This window comes from Bradyrhizobium genomosp. I (2014) (genome assembly GCF_000261685.1).
Taxonomy (GTDB): Bacteria; Pseudomonadota; Alphaproteobacteria; order Rhizobiales; family Xanthobacteraceae; genus Bradyrhizobium.
The window spans coordinates 1-21129 of the sequence record NZ_AJQE01000313.1 but is presented as its reverse complement, the minus strand read 5'-3'; the positions used below and the strand labels follow the sequence as shown (position 1 = coordinate 21129).

The 21129-nt window shown below is 64.8% G+C and carries 15 protein-coding genes and 2 pseudogenes; 7 read left to right on the top strand and 10 right to left on the bottom strand.

Annotated features, from left to right (window positions below):
* Positions 1-1369: pseudogene (locus tag IC50_RS28755) on the bottom strand (indolepyruvate ferredoxin oxidoreductase family protein); the annotation flags it as partial.
* A gap of 153 nt (positions 1370-1522) precedes the next feature.
* Here IC50_RS28755 and IC50_RS28750 point away from each other — a divergent pair.
* Positions 1523-1978, top strand: a complete 456-nt coding sequence (locus tag IC50_RS28750; protein WP_035712721.1) for an Lrp/AsnC family transcriptional regulator — start codon at positions 1523-1525, stop codon at positions 1976-1978.
* 25 nt (positions 1979-2003) lie between these two features.
* Here IC50_RS28750 and IC50_RS28745 read toward each other — a convergent pair whose 3' ends face one another.
* From IC50_RS28745 to IC50_RS28735, 3 genes are read right to left on the bottom strand one after another with little or no spacing between them, the layout of a single operon-like run.
* Positions 2004-2789 (bottom strand): fumarylacetoacetate hydrolase family protein, encoded by a 786-nt coding sequence (locus IC50_RS28745; protein WP_035712719.1) that lies wholly within the window; start codon positions 2787-2789, stop codon positions 2004-2006.
* Between the two features lie 15 nt (positions 2790-2804).
* Positions 2805-4172: an LLM class flavin-dependent oxidoreductase gene (locus tag IC50_RS28740; RefSeq protein WP_035712716.1), complete on the bottom strand. Its 1368-nt coding sequence runs from the start codon at positions 4170-4172 to the stop codon at positions 2805-2807.
* Between the two features lie 21 nt (positions 4173-4193).
* Complete coding sequence (locus IC50_RS28735; RefSeq protein ID WP_035712714.1) at positions 4194-5246, bottom strand: Ldh family oxidoreductase; 1053 nt, start codon at positions 5244-5246, stop codon at positions 4194-4196.
* A 294-nt stretch (positions 5247-5540) separates the two neighbouring features.
* On the opposite strand from IC50_RS28735, the gene IC50_RS28730 reads away from it, so the two are divergent.
* Complete coding sequence (locus tag IC50_RS28730) at positions 5541-9647, top strand: bifunctional diguanylate cyclase/phosphodiesterase (protein ID WP_035712712.1); 4107 nt, start codon at positions 5541-5543, stop codon at positions 9645-9647.
* Here IC50_RS28730 and IC50_RS28725 read toward each other — a convergent pair.
* From IC50_RS28725 to IC50_RS28700, 5 genes are all read right to left on the bottom strand, one after another.
* A complete protein-coding gene (locus IC50_RS28725; protein ID WP_035712710.1) occupies positions 9621-9962 on the bottom strand; it encodes a hypothetical protein in 342 nt (113 codons plus the stop codon). The two genes, IC50_RS28730 and IC50_RS28725, sit on opposite strands and share 27 nt — an antisense overlap.
* A 230-nt stretch (positions 9963-10192) precedes the next feature.
* Positions 10193-11185, bottom strand: coding sequence for a UDP-glucose 4-epimerase GalE (gene galE / locus IC50_RS28715; protein WP_035712706.1), 993 nt, complete (start codon positions 11183-11185; stop codon positions 10193-10195).
* 19 nt (positions 11186-11204) lie between these two features.
* On the bottom strand, positions 11205-12008 hold the full coding sequence (locus tag IC50_RS28710) for a WecB/TagA/CpsF family glycosyltransferase (protein WP_035712705.1): 804 nt from the start codon (positions 12006-12008) through the stop codon (positions 11205-11207).
* Positions 12001-14370 carry an exopolysaccharide transport family protein gene (locus tag IC50_RS28705; RefSeq protein ID WP_035712704.1) on the bottom strand — a complete coding sequence of 790 codons (2370 nt, stop codon included), beginning with the start codon at positions 14368-14370 and terminating at the stop codon, positions 12001-12003. Before IC50_RS28705 ends, IC50_RS28710 begins: the two co-directional genes overlap by 8 nt.
* 291 nt (positions 14371-14661) lie before the next feature.
* Entirely contained in the window at positions 14662-15462 is an 801-nt protein-coding gene (locus tag IC50_RS28700) for a class I SAM-dependent methyltransferase (protein WP_035712703.1), read from the bottom strand.
* A 48-nt stretch (positions 15463-15510) separates the two neighbouring features.
* Here IC50_RS28700 and IC50_RS28695 point away from each other — a divergent pair, with 48 nt between their 5' ends.
* Both IC50_RS28695 and IC50_RS28690 read left to right on the top strand, forming a co-directional pair.
* Positions 15511-15849, top strand: a complete 339-nt coding sequence (locus IC50_RS28695) for a hypothetical protein (RefSeq protein WP_157461100.1) — start codon at positions 15511-15513, stop codon at positions 15847-15849.
* A gap of 6 nt (positions 15850-15855) precedes the next feature.
* Positions 15856-16884, top strand: a complete 1029-nt coding sequence (locus IC50_RS28690) for a glycosyltransferase family 2 protein (RefSeq protein ID WP_035712701.1) — start codon at positions 15856-15858, stop codon at positions 16882-16884.
* Between the two features lie 9 nt (positions 16885-16893).
* Here IC50_RS28690 and IC50_RS28685 read toward each other — a convergent pair whose 3' ends face one another.
* Positions 16894-17880 carry a glycosyltransferase gene (locus IC50_RS28685; protein ID WP_035712700.1) on the bottom strand — a complete coding sequence of 329 codons (987 nt, stop codon included), beginning with the start codon at positions 17878-17880 and terminating at the stop codon, positions 16894-16896.
* A gap of 239 nt (positions 17881-18119) precedes the next feature.
* On the opposite strand from IC50_RS28685, the gene IC50_RS28680 reads away from it, so the two are divergent.
* From IC50_RS28680 to IC50_RS28670, 3 genes and pseudogenes are all read left to right on the top strand, one after another.
* Positions 18120-19223, top strand: coding sequence for a glycosyltransferase (locus IC50_RS28680; RefSeq protein WP_035712699.1), 1104 nt, complete (start codon positions 18120-18122; stop codon positions 19221-19223).
* 3 nt (positions 19224-19226) lie between these two features.
* On the top strand, positions 19227-20579 hold the full coding sequence (locus IC50_RS28675; RefSeq protein WP_035712698.1) for an O-antigen ligase family protein: 1353 nt from the start codon (positions 19227-19229) through the stop codon (positions 20577-20579).
* Positions 20580-20700: 121 nt separating this feature from the next.
* Positions 20701-21129: pseudogene (locus IC50_RS28670) on the top strand (GNAT family N-acetyltransferase); the annotation flags it as partial.

Here is a 21129-nt window from a genome sequence, read left to right as displayed (position 1 = left end):
GCCAGCCGATGCCGGCCAGCGCCTTTGATCCCTCCGGCACTTTCGTTGACGTGTTGTGCGGACATCCCGAGCAGAAGTACGGCGTTCGTGTCGCGCCTCTGACGTTGATGGTGCGCGCAGCTTCCGGCATCAAGGCGGCTGCGCGCGCGGCGAGATTGAGGCCGGAAAACATCGGGTCGAGCCGGCGCGCGAGCACACCGGCGAGGGCCCGCGGCGACAACTCGCCGATCCAGGAGATCAGCCGTGCCCCTTGCTCGTCGTGCTTGCCGACCATGCGCGCGGGCTTGGCGCCGGGATAGTCGTAGAAATATTCCTTGAACTGGCTCTCGATAATGCCGCGCTTCTCCTCGACCACGAGGATCTCGCGCTTGCCTTTCACGAAGTCCATCGCGTCATGCAGCGCCAGCGGCCAGACCATGCCGACCTTGTAGACGTCGATGCCGATGCTGCGACAGGCCGCTTCATCGAGGCCCATCAGCCGGAGCGCCTCCATCAGATCGAGATGCGCTTTGCCCGTGGTGACGATGCCGTAGGTGGCGCCCGGAATGTCGTAGATGCGGCGGTCGATCGGGTTGGCCTTGGCGAAGGCGTAGACCGCGTGCTTCTTTGCCTCCAGCCGTTCCTCGATCTGCGGGCCCGGCAGGTCGGGCCAGCGATAGTGCAGACCGCTCGGCGGCGGCGTGAAGTCGGGCGTGCGGAAGTCGCGGGGCGGGTGCAGCGCGACGGAGGCGCCTGATTCCACGATCTCCGAGATCGCCTTGAAGCCGACCCACATGCCGGAGAAGCGGCTCAGTGCATAGCCATATTCGCCGAATGCGAGATATTCGCCGACGCTCGCCGGATGCAGCGTCGGCATGAACCAGCTCATGAAGGCGACGTCGGACTGGTGCGGCATCGAGGAGGAGACGCAGCCATGATCGTCGCCGGCGACCACCAGCACGCCGCCATGCGGCGAGGAGCCATAGGCGTTGCCATGCTTGAGCGCATCGCCGGAGCGATCGACGCCGGGGCCCTTGCCGTACCAGAGTCCGAACACGCCATCGACCTCGCGGTCGGCTTGCGTCTCGACCTGCTGCGACCCGAGCACGGCGGTCGCGGCGAGGTCCTCGTTCACCGCGGGGAGGAATTCGATGCGGTCTTGCTTCAGCCGCTGCTGGATACGCCACAGCTCGATATCGACGCCGCCGAGCGGCGAGCCGCGATAGCCGGAGATGAAGCCGGCGGTGTTGAGGCCGTTCGCCCGGTCGCGCCTCGCCTGATCGAGCGCGATGCGAACGATGGCCTGCGTGCCCGTCAGGAAGACGCGGCCCTCCTCGCGGTCGTAGCGGTCGGAGAGTTCGTACGTGTCGAGTGACGGAATGGCGTCCATGGCGGACCTCGCGCGGCATCCTGCCCAGCAGTGGAAGGTTATGCCCGCGACGCTGGTAGGTCTTACCTATTTGTCCAAGCTGAGGCACATATTAGGTAGAATTTTGCATCAAAAGGCGAAATTCGGTAGATTTGACTGAATCGAGAGGTTCCAATGATCGAAGACCAGGACACCCGGATACTCGCCTACCTTCAAAAGGACGGCCGTGCCACAAACCAACAACTCGCTGATGAGGTCGGCATGTCCACATCGGCCTGCTGGCGCCGGGTGCGGGCGCTGGAGGAGAGCGGCGTCATTTGCGGTTATGCGGCGCTGGTCGCGCGGGAGCAGGCGGGCTTTGCGATGTCGGCCATCCTCCACGTGTCGCTGGAGCGGCATGACGCGAAGTTCGTCGACGAATTCGTGGCCAGGGTCACCAAGCGCCGCGAGGTGCTGGAATGCTTTGCGACCACGGGCGACGCCGACTATCATCTGCGCGTCGTCGTGCAGGATATGGCGGCCTACAACCGCTTTCTCGACGAGTTCATGTTCCGCATCCCCGGCATCCGCTACGTCCGCAGCAATGTCGTGCTGAAGGAGATCAAGACGGGCGTGGCGCTGCCGTTCTGACTTGCGGGAAGTGCCGCAGGGGGGCCTACCGCTCCTCCCGCACAAACCTGTTCCGCAGCGTCCCGACACCGGTGATCTCGACCTCCACGACGTCGCCGTGCTTGATGTCGGGCGAGGCGCCGTCGGTGCCCATCCAGATCACGTCGCCGGGCCAGAGCGTAAAATACTTCGTCAGCTCGACCAGGAAGGGCACCACGCCGAAGATCATGTCGGCGGTCGCGAAGCGGTTGGTCTCCCGGCCGTTGACGCGGACGATTGTTTCCATCTTTTCGAGGTCGGCTTCGGTCTCGATCCACGGGCCCATCGGCTTGAACGTATCGGCGTTCTTGGAGCGCCACAGGCTGCGGTCGGCCTTCTGCCAGCTGCGTTCGCTGACGTCGTTGCCGATGGTGTAGCCGAACACGCAATCCATCGCGTTCTGTTCGGTGAGATGCTTCACCTTCTTGCCGATGACGACGACGAGCTCGCCCTCATAGTGGATCTTGTCCGTCGCGAAGGACGGGATGACGACCTCCTCGTCATGCGCGATCAGCGCGTTCTGCGCGCGATAGCCGATCTCGGGTCTGTCGGGGACGGCCGGCACTTCGCCGCGCTTGTCGGCGGCCTCTTTCAGGTGCTTCAGATAGTTCAAGCCGACGCAATAGAAGGTGCGCGGGACAAGTGGCAACTCGATTTTGACCTGGGACAATTGAAGCGTTCGCGAGGTGCGCTGCCATTCGGCGAAGGGATCGCCGTCGACCGCGATCACCCGGTCACCTTCAACGATGCCCCAGGAGGTCACGCCCGAGGCGGTGAATTTCAGCCAGCGCATGTTCCGTCCTCGCCGTTATTCCGCGGCATCGCGCGGCTGCACCTTCCAGGCGCCGGCGGCTGGGCGCTCGAGCCCGAGATTTTCGCGTAGCGTCCTGCCGCGATAATCCTTCTGGAACAGGCCGCGACGCTGCAACTCCGGTACGATATGCTCGACGAAATCGGCGTAGGAGCCGGGCACGTAGGTTGCGGCGATGACGAAGCCATCGCAGCCGCGTTCCACGAACATCTCTTCCAGCTTGTCCGCGATCTCCTTGGGACCGCCGACCATCGCGTCCTGCACTTGCCCGCGGCCGGAGAAGGTGACGAAGTCGCGCGCGCTGGGGTTGCTCTTGCCTGACGCCCTCAATACGCCGTCACGGATGCCCAAGATGCCCTGCATGCTCTTCAATTCCTCCGTCGTCAGCGGCTCGTCGAGATCCCTGGAGGCGAAATCATAGTTGAGCGCTTCGGCGAGCAGCGACAGCGCATCGATCTGGAGCGGCAGCTTGTTGATCAGGGCCATCTTGTCTTCGGCTTCAGCCCTGGTTGCGGCGCAGACCGGCGTGATCAGATTGCACAGGAACATCTGGTCGGGATCGCGGCCGGCTCTCGCGGCCTCGTTGCGCACGGCCGTGTAGCCCTCCTTGGCGGCGGCGAGGTTGCGCGCGGCGGTGAAGATCACCTCGCCCCAACGCCCTGCGAAGCGCTGGCCGCGGCCCGAAGCGCCGGCCTGGATGATCACGGGGTGGCCTTGCTGCGAACGCGGAACGGTGAACGGCCCGCGCGACTTGAAGGCCGGCCCTTTGTGGTCGAGACGCTTCACCTTGGTCGGATCGGCGAAGCGGCCGCTTCGCTTGTCCATGATGAGCGCACCGTCCTGCCAGGTGTCCCAATGGCCGAGCACCACCTCCATGAACTCATCGGCGCGGTCGTAGCGGGAATCATGTTCAGGGTGGGACTCGCGGCCCATGTTGAGCGCCTCGCCGTCGTTGAGCGAGGTGACGACGTTCCAGCCGGCGCGCCCGCCGGACATCAGGTCGAGCGTTGCAAAACGGCGGGCGACGTCGAAGGGTTCATAGTAGGTGGTCGAGCATGTCGCGCCCAGGCCGAGCTTCTCGGTGACCATGCCCATCGTGGTCAGCACGATCAGCGGGTCCATCTTCACGCAACGGATGCCGTATTCGACGGTGTGGGCGTGGTCGTTGCCGTAGCGGTCCGGCATCGCCAGGCGGTCGTCGAAGAAAGCCATGTGGAACTTGCCGGCCTCGAGGATCCTGGCGATCTCCTGATAATAGTCCGCCGACATCGAATCGGTGCGCGAGTCAGGATGCCGCCAGGAGCTCGGCAGGTTCGTGCAGTTCTGTGCCTGAAGGAAGCCGACCAATACCATCTGCCGATTCATGCCGCTGTTCTCCTGATGCCGTCAGGCCAGGCCAAGGACCGTGTCGAGCCGATACTCGTGCGCCAGAGCGCGTAATTTTTCCCACGTGGCATCCTCGATCTCGATGCCATCACGCCGGCGCTGCTGCTCGCGCAAACCCTCGATCTCACCGGGATAGTAGACGCCTTCGCTGCCCTCGGACGGCGGAGTCGATTTGAGGTAATGCGCGAATTCCGCGACCTCGCGCTTGAACTGCTTCAGCGGTCGGAATGCGGCGACATTGAACACCGCCATGAAGCATCCGTCATTGTGTCGCCCTGTAGGCTCGACGCCGAAGCCAAGACCGGTGAGCAGGCCGCACAGCACCTCGACCATCGCAGCGAGGCCGCTGCCCTTGTAGCCCTCGGTACCGCCGAGCGGCAGCAGCGCGCCGCCCTTGCGGTATTGGGTCGGATCGGTGGTGTGCCGTCCCTCGGCATCGATGATCCATCCCGTCGGAATCTCCTCGCCGCGGGCGACCGCAAGCTGGACCTTGCCCGCAGCAACCGCCGAGGTCGCCATGTCCAGGCAGAACGGCGTATCGAGATCGGACGGCACCGCGATCGAGATCGGGTTGGTGCCGAGCCGCGCCTCCTTGCCGCCGAACGGGGCCACGTGTTTCGGCGAACGGCCGGAGTCTGCCGTTGCAATCCCGATCATGCCTTCGCGCATCGCCATCAAGGGGTAGGCGGCTAGGCGGCCGACATGGCTCTGCCGGAACACGGTGCAGGCGGCGACGTTCGCCGTCTTCGCCTTGTCGATCGTCAGCGCCATCGCCCTGGCGTTGACGTGGAAGCCAAAGCCCCAATGGCCGTCGATCACGGTCGTGGTCGGGGATTCCTGAACGATGCTCCACTTGGCGCCGGGGACGATGTGCCCGGCCTTGACGCGATCGATATAGGTGGGAACGGCGATGACGCCGTGGGAATCATGGCCGGCCAGATTGGCATTGACGCAGCCGATCGCGACCGCATCTGCCTCTTCCTCGGATGCTCCGGCCGCGCGGAGCAGTGCGGCGCTGACGCGCATGAGGCGATCGGCCTTGACGATCGGCATGGCATTCCCTCGGCTTGGTGCCCTTAGCAGGCTGCTCGTTAGATGCCATCGTCTCAAAGCGTCGGAGCGATATCAATCTCCCGTAAACCAACGCAGGGCTGCAAATTCGCAAAGAGAACGCGCCTTTGGTCGAAAATCCGTGCCGCGCGAGGCTGTTTCCGCCAGTTTTAAGCTGCTTGTTCGCTGCTCGTTCACTCTGATCGACGGTTTGCAGTGCGCAATAACGACCACTTAGGCCAGCGCCGCTCATAAAGTCACCGGGAGAAATAGGCAGAATGCCCGGGAGCTGAGATCGTGCCGACGACACTCGCGCGCACATTTGCGGCGTTGAGCGCCATCAATGAAGCGATCCTCTACGCGAGATCGCCGGACGAGCTGTACCAGAAGGTCTGCGATGCCGGATTTTCGAGCGGGGACTTTCTGGCCGTTGCCGTATTCCTGGTGGAGCCGGACGGCCGGCGGCTGTGCTTTGCGGCCGGCTGCGGCGACGACGTTGCGCGGCTGCGCGCGATCTTGATCACGACGGAAGCCGGTACACCTGAAGGGGCGGGCGTCGGTGGCGAGGCGTTTCGCGATCAGAAGCTGTGCATCAGCAACGACTATCTGAACGATCCGCGCTCCCTGGCGTGGCGCCAGGGCGCCGTCAAGGCTCATATCGGCGCGGCCGCGGCGCTGCCGCTGCTCTGCAATGGCAGAAGCGTCGGCGTCTTGTTTGTGACGCGTAGCGAAGCCAATTCGCTGGACGAGCAGATGGTGTCGCTGTTCGAGCGCATGTCGGCGAACATATCCTGCGCACTGGCCAATTTCGCGCGCGAGACCGCGCGACAGACGAGTGAGCGGGCGACACGGCGGCTCAACCGCATGTTCGGTGCCATCAGCGCCACCAACGAGGCGATCCTGCGCGCCAAGACCGAGCAGGAGCTGTACCAGCTCGTATGCGATGCCTCCGTTCACAGCGGCAAATCGCTGGCGACCATCGTCCTGCTCCGCGAGCCGGATTCGCACTGGATGAAGCCTGTCGCCGCCACCGGGCAGAATCTCGAGCTCGTGACCCAGGCGCGCTATTCGGTCGACCCGGAAAATCCTTACGGCAAAGGCATCTCCGGCGAGGTGTTTCGTACCCAGAAAGTCATCGTCGAGGATGATCTCGCCAGCCGTACCAAGGGTACTCCCTGGGAGCAGGCCAACGTCAACACCGGTGTTGCCGCCTGCGTCGTCGCGCCGCTGATCAGGTACGGCGAGAGCGTCGGCGTGCTGCTGTTCTTCATCAGCCGTTCCTGGGCCAAGGACGAGGAGATCGTCGCGCTGCTGCTGCGCATGGCGGAGAACGTCTCGTTCGCGATCGAGAATTTCGGCCGCGAGGCCGAGAAAACCAGGATCGCCGCGGAAGAAGAGTGCCTGGCGCGAATGTATGCGGCGCTCAGCGCCACCAACGAGGCGATCTTGCGTGCGCGGTCGCGGTCCGACCTGTTCGACCTCGTCTGCGAGGCGACCGCGAAGGGAGCCAAGTTCACCTCGGCCACCATCGCGCTGGTCGATCGACGCGCCGAGCTGTTGCGCGTGGTCGCCAGTTATGGACCGAATGCCGACGAGGTTCGTAAGTTCAAGTTCTCCACCTCCGACCAGGTGCCCGAGGGCCGCGGGCTGACCGGCACCGCGTTTCGCACGGGCCAGCCCGCCGTCAGCAACGACGTGCTCGCCGACGACCGCATGGCGCCGTGGCAGGCCAGTTGCCGCCGCAACGACATCGCTTCCGCGGCGGCATTGCCGCTGTTCAACGGCGACCGGGTCGAGGGCATCTTCCTGTTCAACTCCCTGGAGTGCGGCACATTCACGCCCGAGCTCGTCGAGCTGCTCCGCAAGCTCGAGGCCAACGTCGCCTTTGCGCTGGAAAGCTTCGATCGCGCCGAGGAGAAAGCCCTCGCGGACAAGCAGCGGAACCGCCTGAGCGGAATGTTCGAGGCGCTGAGCGCAACCAATGAAGCGATCATCCGCGCCAAGACGCGCAAGGAGTTGTTTGAGGCCGCTTGCCAGGCTGGGGTCCTCGGCGACGTGTTCGCCTCGGCGACGATCGGCATCATCGACGAAGAACACGAGCTCGTTCGCGTCGTTGCGGTCAAGGGGCGCCTGCAGGACCGCATGATCGGACGGACCTGCGGCATTTCCGCTGGGCATCCCCAGGGCGATGGCATCATCGGAACCTCGCTGCGCACGCGCCAGCCAAGTGTCGTCAACGACTATATGAACGATCCGCGCTCGGCGCACTGGCACTCCAAGGCGGTGGAGGATGGGACCCGTGCTGCGGCGAGCTTCCCGCTTCTGAGGGCGGGACGGGAGCCGATCGGCATTCTGCTCTTCCTCGCTCCGGAGGAGAATACGTTCACGCCCGATCTGGTCGCGCTGCTGGAGCGGCTGGCGGAGAACGTCTCCTTTGCCCTCGACAATTTCGAGCGCGCCGAGGAGAAGGCACGCACCGAGGCGCAGAAGGAGCGGCTGACGCGTATGTTTGCAGCGCTCAGCGCGACCAACGAGGCGATCATGCGGGCGAAGTCCCGTGCGGAGCTGTTCGACCTCGTCTGCCTTGCGGCGTCGAATGGCGCCAAGTTCACATCGACCACGATCGCGCTGGCAAGGGCCGGCAGCGATCAGCTGGAAATCGTGGCGAGCGCAGGCCCGTCCGCCGACACCACCCGTAACGTCCGGCTCTCCGTCGATCCGGAGCGGCCCGAAGGACGTGGGATGAGCGGCACAGCGTTTCGCACGCGCCAGCCCTGCATCAGCAACGACTATCTCAACGACGACCGCGTGAGCGCCTTCCACGCCATCGTGCGCGGCGACGGCGCGCGCTCGGGCGCCGCGTTTCCGCTCATCGCGCACGACCAGCCCGTCGGCGTCATGATCTACATGTCGACCGAACCGGCGACCTTCACGCCCGAATTCGTCGAGCTGTTGCAGCGCCTCGCCGACAACGTCTCCTTCGCAATGGAGAATTTCGATCGCGCCGACGAAAAGAACAAGGCCGACGAGCAGATCGAGTATCTCGCCTCGCATGACAGCCTGACGGACCTGCCGAACCGCGAGACCTTCAACGCGCTGCTGCGCGCGGCGATCGACATCGCGCAGCGCCACGATCACCGTTTTGCAGTGTTGTTCATCGACCTCGACCGCTTCAAGGTCATCAATGATTCGCTGGGTCACGAGGCGGGCGACCTGCTCCTGCTCGAGGTGGCGAACCGGCTGCGTCGCGCCTTGCGGACGAGCGACGTGGTGGCGCGGCTCGGCGGCGACGAGTTCGTGGTCATCCTCGACCAGTGCGGCGAGATCGACGATGCCCAGCGCATCGCAACGGGGCTGCTCGCAGCGCTCGCCGAGCCGATGGAGCTCGCGGGCCACGAGTGCCACACTACGGCCTCCATCGGCATCGCGATGTATCCGGCCAACGGCTCCGACGCGCAGACGCTGACCAAGAACGCCGACATGGCGATGTACCTGGCCAAGGAAGACGGCAAGAACGGCTATCGCTTCTTCTCCAAGGAAGTGAAAACGCAGTCGATCGAGCGGCTGTCGCTCGAGAGCGCGCTGCGCCGCGCGCTGGAGCGGGAGCAGTTCTCGCTGAATTACCAGCCAAAGGTGGACGTGGGGACCGGCCAGATCACGGGCGTCGAAGCGCTGCTGCGCTGGACGCATCCCGATCTCGGCAATGTCTCGCCCGCACAGTTCATTCCGCTTGCGGAGGAAACCGGGCTGATCGTGCCGATCGGTCGCTGGGTGCTGAATGAGGCCTGCGCGCAAGCCATGGCCTGGCAGCGCCGCGGCCTGTTGCCGCTGTCGATGGCGGTCAACCTGTCGCCTCGTCAGTTTGTCGACGAGCATCTGCTGCAGGACGTCGACGAAGCGCTGGCGGCCTCCGGCATGTCGCCGGTGTTGCTCCAGCTCGAGGTCACCGAGAGCATGATGATGCGCAATGTCGGTCGCGCCCTCAAGGTGCTCGACTCCATTCAGAGTCGCGGCATCCGTCTCGCCATTGACGATTTCGGCACAGGCTATTCGTCGATGTCGCTGATGAAGCATTTTCCGATCGACACCATCAAGATCGACCGCTCCTTCGTGCGCGACCTGCCGCAGGATTCGGAGGATCAGGCGATCGCACAGGCGATCATCAGCATGGGCAAGGCGCTCGGCATGACCGTCGTCGCCGAAGGCGTCGAGAATGCCGAGCAGGAGGCGTTCCTGCGGACCCACGGCTGCGACGAGATGCAGGGCTTCCTCATTTCCAGACCGCTCCCGGCGCGGCAGATGGCCGAGTTGCTGCGGCCGATGTCGCTGCCCGTCGCGCCGCCGCTCCAGCCGGACCCGGCCGACGAAGGCGCTGCGTCACGGCTGAAACGCGCTGTCGTCTGACGGCTGCGGATGCAGTTCGCGGACGTCGTGTTCCCCGCCCGCGGCCTTGCTTGGGAAAGCCTGGGGCTCCGTCAGCGATGTCTGCTCGATGAACAGCGCGAGAATGGCGCGCGCGCCCTCGGCGAAGCTCGTCCCTTCGCTCACATTCAGGGCGCAGCAGCACGTTTCGCTCATCGGCTCCTGGTCGTCGACCACTGCCATGGCGGGCCCCCACCACCAGGCAGGCGCAGGCGAGCGCTCGTCCTCTGGTACGACATGCCAGCGGACGAACTCCTCCATGACACGCTCGAATTCCAGGCGTGCAGCCTGATGCATGCGGTCGATACTCCCGGAATCCGCGCCTGATGACAGGCCGACGCGCGGATTGATCGTGGCCTTGGACGCTCGGAAAAATCGGCTCGCGCAACTTGGCCGAGCCACGCATGCCGACATCATCGTCGGCAATGCCGTAAGACGCGGCCGTCGGCGATACGCCAACGGCGGCAACGAGCATTCATTCTAGCCGTTTGAAGGCAGGGCAGGCAAGTTACGGATGTTATGGTTGCCTAACGCGATCTGAATGGATGCGCCTTCTGGTGCCAGGCCCAGGCGGTACGGATGATTGTGGGCAGGTCGGAATGATGCGGCACGAAGTTCAGCACCTTTCGAGCAGCAGAGGGATCGGCAACCAGGTAGGTGGGATCGCCGGCGCGGCGCGGCTTGACGGTGTGCGGCACCTCGCGCCCGGTCTCTTGCCGGATGGCGTCGAGGATCTGACGCACCGAGAAGCCCGAGCCCGTGCCGAGATTGAAGCTGCCGCCGGCATGTCCGCCTTCCAGAAGCTTCAGTGCCGCGACATGTGCCGCTGCAAGGTCCGTGACGTGGATATAGTCGCGGATCGCGGTGCCGTCGGGCGTGTCGTAGTCGTCGCCGAACACCGCGAAGTCGACATGGCCCTGGAGCGCCATCATGGCGCGGGGAATGAGATGGGTTTCGTTGTCGCGCAGCTCGCCGATGCCACCGGCCGGATCGGCGCCGCTGGCATTGAAATAGCGCAGGCAGAACGCACCGAAGCCATAGGCCGTGCGGTAGTCGACGAGCATGCGTTCGATCATCAACTTCGATGCGCCGTACGGATTGATCGGCGCGCAGGGAAAGTCTTCCGGCAGCTCCTTGGAATCGGCGTTGCCATAGACGGCGCCGGTCGAGGAGAACACGATGCGCCGGCAGCCCGCGTTACGCATGGCCTGCAACAGCGACAGCGTGCCCTGGACGTTATTGACATAGTATTTCTGCGGGTCGGTCATGGACTCCCCGACGAGGCTCGCCGCCGCGAAGTGCATCACCGCCGTGATCCTGTGCTCGGCGAAGGCGCGCGCCAGCGCCGCACCGTCGAGCAGATCGCCGGTCACCAGGGGGCCGGCAACGAAACTGCGATGACCTGTCGAGAGATTGTCATAAACGACGGGCTGATAGCCGGCGGCGGTCAGTGCGCGGCACGCATGCGAGCCAATATAGCCCGCGCCCCCGGTGACAAGGACGGTCGGTCGGTCGGTCATGTCGTCTTCTGCTCTTGTTTTAGCGGAGGGGGCGGTGGCGGCTGAAGAGAAGATAGAGCGCGCGGGGGTTGGTGGTCAAATAGCGCCAGAACAGACGGCGTGGCTCGAGCAGGGTGCGCCAGGCCCATTCGAGTCCGATCTTCTGCATCCATTGCGGTGCGCGGGAACGGCTCCCTGACAAGAAGTTGAACAGGCCTCCGGATGTCTTGATAACGCCAACATTGGTGAGATGCGGTGTGTATTGCTCCACGAATGCCTGCTCACTGGGCACGCCGAGCGCGACCCAAAGATAGTCCGGCGCAAGCGCGTTGATCTCCTCGATCTTGGCACGCAGCGCCTCGCCTCGCAGATAGCCGTGGCTGCGTCCGACGATTTTGAGCCGCGGATACATCCTCTGGACGTTCTCGACCGCAGCGGCGTTCTCGGCCTCGCTTGCCCCGAACATATAGAACGTGCGGCCGATCGCTTCCGCCTTGCGCGCGACGACGTGGAACAGGTCCGTGGTCGCAACCCGTTCCGGCAGCGGGAACCAGGATTGCAGCCTCGAGGCCGCCACCAGCGGCTGACCATCGGCGTTGATCAGGTCGGCGGCCCGGAACAGGCGTTCGGTCTGCGGCTCGGTCGAGCAGCGCGCCAGCACTTCGCCATTGGCTGAGGTCAGGAACAGCGGACGGCCGATGCGACTGTCAGGATCGGTCGCCTCGATCATGAAATCGGCGGTGGCTTCCAGGTCGAGCGCGGCCATACGAAGCCCGCCGACGGTGATTCTCGGCACGTCGGCGGTTGCTGCCCGTCCGTCGATGTTGACGCGACGCTCAAGCATATTGTCTGCCTCGCTGGCGCGTTTGGATTGCAGGAGTGAGCTCGTCGAGTACGACGCCGACGAGCTTGCGCTCGGCGGGGCCAAGCGCGGTCAGGATCTCTTCCAGGCTGTCGTTGATGTCGAGGCTGGTCGGCAGGACGGCCACCAGCGAGTCGGTGTCATCGAGCAGCTTGCGGCCGCCGGCCGACAGCGGCATCGCCGGGCCGTCGAGGATCACGAGATCATAGCCGCCGGCGGAACGGGCTTGCGCAATTGCCTTGCGGATCGCGTCGGCAGCCTTGACGGTATCGCCCTCGGCGGCCGGCAGCACCGAGATGCCGTCGACCGTCTTGATCTCGCGTGCGTCCTTGCTGCCGATCGAGAGCCAGCCGAGCCTGCTCGGTTCGTTCTTGCCGGGACGACTAACCCTGTTCGAGAGCGAGCGTGCCTGATGGTCGGCATCGATCATCAGCACGCGGGCCCCGTCGCGCGCGGCCGCCAGCGCGAAATTCAGCGCGGTGACGCTGCGCCCGGTGGTCTCGCTGGCGCCGACAAGCGCAATGACCGGCATCGTCTTGCCGCCGGCACGCCGGGCCACCACGGCCCGCATGTCGCGCCAGGTGTTGAGCAGCGTCGTCAGGGGAAAGCCGGGGCGGAGCGTCGGCCAACCCAGCCGTGTGAGGTCGACGCCGCTGCCAGTCGCGAGAATGGCGCCGAGCGTGTGGATGACGTCAGCCTCCTGGAGCCGTGCGATCACCGGCTTTTCGACCAGCGGCCTCTCGACCATCGAAGGCTGCAGCGGAGGTGCGTCGAGTTCCGGCGGAGCCTGAGCAACTTCCGGAGCGCGCGGGGCTCGCTGAGGCGGCGCCGCCTCCGGAGGTCGCGCGCATTGCGGAACCCGCGTTGCATCCGGCGCCGCTGTGCGCTGTGGACGGGCAGGTGTCGGCGCCGGCGCGGTTGCAGTGAGCAGGAACTCGGCCGCGACGAACCAGCTTGACGCCGCGATCGCTCCGAAAATGAAGCCGATCATGGCGAACAGGCTCATTGCCGGCGGGAACGAGCGCCGCTGCGGCACGGTTGCCTCGCCGATGACCCGGGCCGCCGAAGTATTCAAGCTCTCCTGCTCCTCGGTCTCGCGGGAGCGCTTGAGAAAGGACTGATAGACGTCGCGGCTGGCATCGGCCTCGCGCTCGAGCTCGCGCAGGCGCACGGCGGCCTGGCTGAGCTGGACGCTCTGCCGCTTCTGGGCTTCCAGCGCCCGGTTGAGCGAGGCTTCAAAATCGCGGGCCCGCGTCAAATCGTTCTTGGCGGACTGGGCGAAGCGGTCGATCTCTTCGTTGATGGTGCGTTTGAGGTCCTCGACCTGTTTCTCGGTCTGGCGCAGCGCCGGATGGCGTGGCCCGAGCTCGCCAGCCTGCTCCGCATATTTCTTGCGGGCGTCGGCATATTGCGCGCGCAAATTCGCGATGGTCGGCGATTGCAGCGCCTCCGGAATCGCGCCGGCATCGGCGGCGGTACGCCGGCTCGCCTCGATCTGGTCGAGCCGCGCCTGCGCATCCATCGTCGCCGCACGGGCCGCCGAAAGCCGCTGGTTGCTGGCGGAGAGCTGCTGATCGCTGATCAGCGCGTCCTGGGTGCCGACGAAATTGTTCTGGGCCTTGTAGGTGGCAAGCGCGGTCTCGGCGTTGCGCAGTCGCTCGCGCAGCTCCTTCAGGCGGCTGGAGAGATCGTTGGTCGCGCGCCGCGCGGCAGAAGCCTGCGAGTTGCGGGATTCCGTGAGGTAGGCGTTGGTCAGCGTGTTGGCCAGCATCGCCGCTTTTGCGGGATCCGTCGACCAGACCTCGATGTCGACGATGAAGCTCTTCTCGGTCTTGTGGATCGTGATGTGCTTGTTCAACGCGTCGAGCGCCGCGAGCTGCACTTCCTTCCTCTCCGCGGCGGACGGTGTGCGGGGTTGCAGGCCGACCAGACCGAGCAGCGATGCCATCAGGCTCGTGCCCTCGCCGCCGCCGAATTCGGGATCCTTGTCGAGACCGGCCTTCTGAATCACCTGGAGCAGTACGCTGTTGGAGGTGATCAGGCGCGCCTGGCTCTCCACCACCATGGACATGCCGGAGACGTCCTGTGCGCGGGGCGTGAGCTCGCGGTCGACGAGCTGAAGCTCGCGCGGGTCGACATAGAGCTGAGCGGTGGCGGTGTAGCGAGGCGTCACGCTCTTGCCGACGACGACCGCGAGGGTCGCACCGAGCAGGGCGGCCGCGGTGATCGCCACCTTTCGCCGCCAGAGCAAATTGGCGAGCTCCAGCACGTTGAAGCCGGCCCGAGGCGTCCGTTGCGAGGCCTCCGTTCCGGCCCCATCGATCGGCTGGCTATAGTCAAGCATGATCCCCAGCTTTCATTCCAACTGCCGCGGGCTGAGGGGTTAGTCTTCGCTTTACGCCACGCACCCGGGATATGGGTGCCCGATCAACGCAACAGGGAAAATTAACCATACTCATTGAGGGACTATTCACCGAAATGGCAAACAAAGCGTTTAAGCGGCTGCCGCCGTTCGGCGCGTCCCTGTCACGCTCGCGAGAGCGGAGTTTCCCAGGAATTAACGGTTCGTTACCGCGCGCGGCATGGGCGCGAGCCCCCGCTCGTCCAGTGATGCTCCGCGCACATGCCATGGCCGTCAGCGCTTCCGCAGGATGACGTGATAGTCGCCGCGGCGGACGTCGGTGCCGCGGGGAAGAACGGCGTTCAGCACCGCTACGCCGGCGTCGACGAGCGCCGCAAACAGCGGGCTGCGCCGGCGCATCTCCGGATAGCGCGGACTCTCGACTTCACGACGATAGATCATATCGAGGCCGTTGGCGGCCGCGAATGCTTCGAGCCGGGGCAGCGTCACCAGCGGATGGAAGATCGTCGGGAACGGCGGTTCGCCGGGCAGGCCGGCGTCCTTGATGCCGCGGATGTGCCGGTAGAACCAGACGTGAAACCAGTGCGGCGAATATTTGGTGACGACCCCGGAGAGCGAGCGCGGATTGGGCGCGCCGATCAGGATCATCCCGCCGCGCTTGAGCGCGTCACGAAAATTCAGGAGCGCGGCGTCGACGTTCGGCAGATGCTCGATCACGTTGTAGCAGATCACCAGATCGAAGGTCTCGCGCCCGAAGCTGTAGGTCTGGACGTCGCCGAGGATCGCCTCGTCGGCGTAGGTATTGTTGCGGACCTGGTCCTCGTCGATGTCGACGACGGTGACTTTGCTGCGGCTCAGCAATTCCGGCGGCAGAACGCTGCACGAGCCGCCGCCGGCTTCATAGATGGCGAGCCGGTCCTGCGGCAGCTTGCGGCACAGCACGTCATGGACGGCGAGCAGGCTGTCGCGGGCTTCGCCGGGGACAAGATCATGAAGCGCCTGGGTACCTGTCGCTGCCGCAGGGATTTGGATCGCCGTGGCTGTTGCGAAATCGATCGTGGCTGGCTTGTTCATATTTTCTGACCGCGCTTGTTCTATTCAAATTTACAGGAAAAAACGCGCTTGCCCGAAGAGCAAATCCGGCACCGCACCGTCTCACCGGTCGCAGTGCTTACGGCCGGGTTAATGCGCATGCGCATTAACTACAGCATTGTTCACGTTGGGCGTCGTCGGCGCATGGACCGCCAATTGCAGTATCACGCGCGCATGATTTCGCGGGAGAAACAAGCGAAAGCGGTTAAGCGCATGATGTTGTTTCAGGATGGCCGGGAGATCGGCGCGAGGCGCAGGCACGCGCCGTCAATTGGCCGTTCATTTTGGGACGCATCTGTTCCGCGGCGATGTGCCGTCGCGGGATGCGCGATCGAAGCAGGGCTTTTTCAATATATCTCGGACATCTAGAACGTCATGACATTGATCCCGACAGACCTGTCCGCCTCGCGCATCTCGGATGTCGTGTGCGATCCCAACCGGGAGATCGCGGCGAGCTCTGCGGTCATTGACCTGTCGGTCGGCATCGTCGTCTGCATTCCCTGCTTCCGCCGTCCGCGGCATCTGCGGCTGACGCTGGAATCGCTGGCGAACCAGCGCACCCCGCGTTCCTTTGCCGTCGTCATGGTCGAGAACGATGCCGTCCGGCGCGAGAGCGCGCCGGTTGCTGCGGAGTTTCTGGCTGCCGGCAGGCTCCAGGGCGTTTGCCTCATCGAGAAGCGGCAGGGGAACTGCCAGGCGATCAATGCTGCATTTGAGACGGCGCAGGGGCTGTTTCCCGCCGCGACCCGTTTCCTGATGATCGACGACGACGAGATCGCTTCGCCCGATTGGCTCGAACTGATGGTCCGCACTGCGGAGGCGACCGGTGCCGACGTGGTCGGCGGGCCGGTGCTGCCGGTCTTCGACGACGACAGCAAACCCTGGCTTTCGCGTCATCCCGCCTTCTGTCCCGCCTACGACTACAGCGGTGCGGTGCCGCTGATCTATGGTTGCGGCAATTGTCTGATCACACGTTCCGCCTTCGAACGGTTCGATCGTCCCGCGTTCGACCTGCGCTTCAATTTTCTCGGCGGCGGCGATTGTGATTTCTTCGTGCGGTGTCGTGACGCCGGCATGCTGTTCCACTGGACGGCGGAGGCCGTGATCACCGAGACCGTGCCGCAGAACCGCACCAGCCTGGGCTGGATCGCGAAGCGTGGCCTGCGCATCGGTGCGATCAACTATCGTGTGCAGTACAAGGCCGCGCAGAACGCGGCGGCGCGGGCGCGGGTGTTTGCGCAGATGCTTGGACGGGTGCCGCTGTCGCTGGTTCGCGCCGCAGTCTTGTTGATGTCGTCCAAGGCCGTCGTCGCGATGCATCCCGCAATGGTCGCGTTTGGCGCCGTCCTGGCGGCCTTCGGCCTCGAGCCGAAGCCTTATGAGGCCTCGAAGATCGTGTCCTGATGCGGCGGACTAGATACCGAAACGGGCGAGGGCGACCCTGATCGCGGAGCGTGGCAGCGATTTGAGCGACCGCCGGCCGATCATCGCGAGATAGGCGAAGGCCTGGCGATATCTGCCGAAGCGTATCGCTTGCATCGCCGAATAGGTGACGAGATGAATCTCGGCAGTCCGACGGAGCCCGCTCGCCGCGCCCTCGGGCAGTCTCGCCAGAATCAGCCCGTCGTCGAACACCCGCGCGACCGCCGGCAAGAAATCCTGCGGGGTTCGCACCGCCGCGTTCATGGTGTTGGCCGTGTGCAAGCGATAGTCGAGCAGAAGCTTCGGGGCGAACTCGAACTCGCCGATCGCGGCAAGCCGGCACCAGCAATGCCAGTCCTCGCAATATCTGAGAGAGACGTCGAAGCCGCCGACGGCGCGGAAGGCCTCGGCACGTGCGAGCGCGATACCGCCATTGACGATGAAGTTGCCGGCCGCGAGCCGCGCCAGCACGTCGCCGGACGGCTTGCGGCGTCCTTTCAGCAGGTCGCGCCGGCCGATCTGCCGTCCATCGCTGTCGATCGTGTTGTAGTCGCCGTAGACGAGAACCGCGCGCGGAGCACCGCGCGCTGCCGACAGGAGCGCGGCCACCGCGCCAGGACGCAAGCGGTCGTCGGCATCGAGGAAGAGCAGCCACTCGCCGCTCGCATGCCGCCCGCCGAGATTGCGCGCTGCCGAGACACCCGCGGAATCGTTGTGTAGCAGGCGCAACCGCGGGTCACGCACGGCTCGGACGATCGCAACGGTTCTGTCGGTCGAGCCGTCGTCCACGACGATCACCTCGGTCACCTCGCGTTGCGCAAGAGCGCTGGCGAGGGTCTCGCCGACATAGGCTGCAGCGTTCTTGGCCGGAATGACGACGGACACCGAAATGGCCGAGCCGACCTGAAGCGGAAGGCGCGCCGGCGCCGCCGCGCGGGGGGCGGCTGGCAGTTCAAGAACCTCTTCGGCGGTGATCAAGATGCGGCTCGTCTTTAACGGTCTGTTAACCAGGACATGTCTGTCACGCCGGCGGTCGCAATCCGGTTGCCGGCGGATGATACTCGCATTGCAGTCAAACCGTTGCCGCGAAGGCGCGCGGGCCGCGGGTTTCGTAGAATAGCGTTAAGCCGCTGGCATTAAGCCTGTGGCAAATTTGGAAGAGTGCGACAGCCGGTCCCATGCGAGAATGCGCATCCGGCTGCCGCGGATGGATCCCAGTGCCCGCAAAGACATTCGAACACGACCCCGACGCGATGATCCTGAATCTCTTTTATGAGGACAAGGACGACCGCTGGTTTCCCGGCGACCGGCATCTGCGGCGCATGGCTCGCCGGTTGCTACTCGGCGAGCCGCGCATGAGCGGCCAGCTTCGCGTGTTCCTCAATCTCTGTGCGGGGCTCGATCGGCTCGGCATACGCTACCGCGTCAACGACTACGGTCACATCGCCCAGCATCCCGACGAACTCGCTTGCATCATCGGCCGCACCTTCCTGCTCGACAAGTTCGCGTGGAAGAACCCGATCCTGCTGGGCGTTGCCGCCCACAATCACCCGCTCGACGATCCCGACCTGTTCAAGCGTCTGCCGGTCAAGAAGGTCGTGGTGCCCGGCCCCTGGTACGTCGACATGTACCGGCCGCACTGGCCCGAGACGGAGGCCTGGCCCGTCGGCATCGACACGGATCTCTGGGCGCCGTCGGCGCGATCGCAAAAGGCCGTCGATGTCCTGATCTACGACAAGGTCCACTGGGACCGCGAGCGCTATGCGGCGGAGATGATCGAGCCCGTTCGCGACCGGCTCTTGAAGGACGGTCGTTCGTTCACGGAGCTGCGCTATGGCAGCTACAAGGAAGAAGACTATCAGGTTGCGCTGGCGCGCTCGCGGGCGATGATCTTTCTGTGCCAGAGCGAGAGCCAGGGCATCGCCTATCAGCAGGCCTTGTCCTGCGGCGTGCCGGTGTTTGCCTGGGATCCGGGCGGGCCGTGGCGCGACCCGGATTACTATCCCGACCGGGTGAGGTTCGCGCCCGTGTCGTCGGTGCCGTATTGGGACCGACGCTGCGGTGCCAAGTTCACCGACATCGCGGGGTTCGAGGCGGGCTGGGAAAATTTCTGGGCCGGGTGTACCGCGGGCGACTTCGATCCGCGCGGGTACATCCTGGACAATCTCACCTTGGAGCAACGGGCACTGCAATACTATGAGATCGCGCGCAGCATCATGCGGCAGCCAGCGCTGTCGCATATCTCCGGCAGGCCCGATGACGGACGTTCGACAGGGGTGAGCCAGGAGCTGGAGCTTCGCGGGCGTCATCAAATGTCCTGAGCCATGGACCGCAGCGCCGCTGACATGACCGACGTCGAGGCCCGATCGTTGGGCCATGTTCTGCGGGACGGCCTTGCGGGGCTCGACGCCGTGCAGGCGGCGCGCTGCCTCGTCGCGGTCGGGGCGCTGCTGCTGGTGCTGGTGACGCTCGATCCGTTCCCGGATCTGCGCAATCCCGACGTCACCACCGTCGTCGGCGGACGAATGGCGCTGACATATGTTTCCTGGGGCCTCCTGGCTGCGGTCGCGGTGTTGTGTGTCGCTGCCTCGGATGCACCCGCGCTGAAGAGCCTGCCAACACCGCTTCATCTCTGCCTCTTGGGCTGGCTGGCGATCAACATCATCTTCTCAGAGAGCCGCGGCGTTTCGATCCAGCGATTCGTGCTCGCGGCCAGCGTGACGTCGCTCGCCGTCTTGCTGCCGTTGCTGCCGCCGACGCGGCGCAGCTTCAACCTTTGCCTGGGTGCTGCCGCGCTCGTGCTGCTCGCGCTCTGCTATCTCGGCGTCTTCCTCGCGCCGCAATATTCGATTCATACGGCGCTCGACATCACCGAGCCGCAGCTTGCCGGCGACTGGCGCGGCAGTTTTGGCCACAAGAACATCGCCTCGGCCGTGATGACCATCCTGGTCTATGTCGGCATCTACCTGTCAGCGGTGGGCTCGTTCGTGATGGGGCCGGCGATCGCCGCGCTGTCCGGCATCTTCCTGATCTTCACCGGCGGCAAGACGTCGACGGCGCTCTGTCTTGCGATCTACGCACTCGCCTCGCTGGTCTATGTCACGCCGGGCCTGTGGCTGAAGCGGATCATCTGTTTTGCGCCGCTGGTCGCGATGAACCTGTTGACCGTCGGCAGTGTCGTTAGCCCGGCGCTGGGGGCGATGACGCGGCTGCTGCCGCTCGATCCCACCTTCACCGGCCGGTCTGCGATCTGGGAGTTCGCGCTTGCGGCCGTCGCCGAAAAGCCGATCATCGGTCACGGCTATGCGGCGTTCTGGGACGACGTGACCGCGCGGCAGACCGCCCCAGGCGCCGAATGGGCGACGTCGGCAGCGCACAGCCACAACAGCTATCTCGACCTTGCCGTCACCATCGGTCTGCCCGGGCTGGTTCTCGCGGTTCTCGTCCTGGTGCTCACACCGCTCGGCAACTTCCAGACGGCCCAGGCTCACAGCCGCAGTGGTGCACTGGCCAAGCTGTTCCTGACCGTGTGGCTGTTCGGCCTGTATTACGGAGCGACTGAAACCTTCCTGCTCGAACGGCAAAATCCGATCTGGTTCATGTTCGCGCTTGCCGTGGCCGGCCTGCACTTCCTGGCGAGGTTCCAATGCGTCGAGCAGATGGAAGCGAAACGCTGACAGCTTGTCGCAGCCAGGTCGTATCGAGTGGCATTGGCTTAACGATAAGCAGCGACGCTGCTTGTGGTCGGCGATAAAACATAATCTATCTGGAAACATTCAGTAATCGTATGCGCAGCGAATGACGTTTCTCAGCGTCGAGCAACGAGACGGCCAGCTGTCCAGCACGTCGGGAATCGCTGTCGATTTCCTCCGTGACTGGCGGCACGCCGCCTCGCGGCTGAGCGCCGGGCACCGCACGGCTTTCCAGCACGCTCACTGGCTCGGCGCCTGGTACGATGCGTTTCACGCCGTCGCTCCGCTGATCGCCGTGATCTCCGACGTCACCACGGGCAAGGACATCGCGATCGCGCCGATGATCAGCCATATCAGGCGCGGCATCCGCATCGTCGAGTTCGCGGACCTCGGCGTCTCCGACAACAACGCACCGATCCTGGCGCTCGATGCCGCGTTGGATCCGGAAGCGACGGATGCGATCAACAAGGCCCTGATCGGCGCGTTGCGCGCGCTGCCCGACCGTTTCGATCTGCTCCGCCTGAAGAAGATGCCT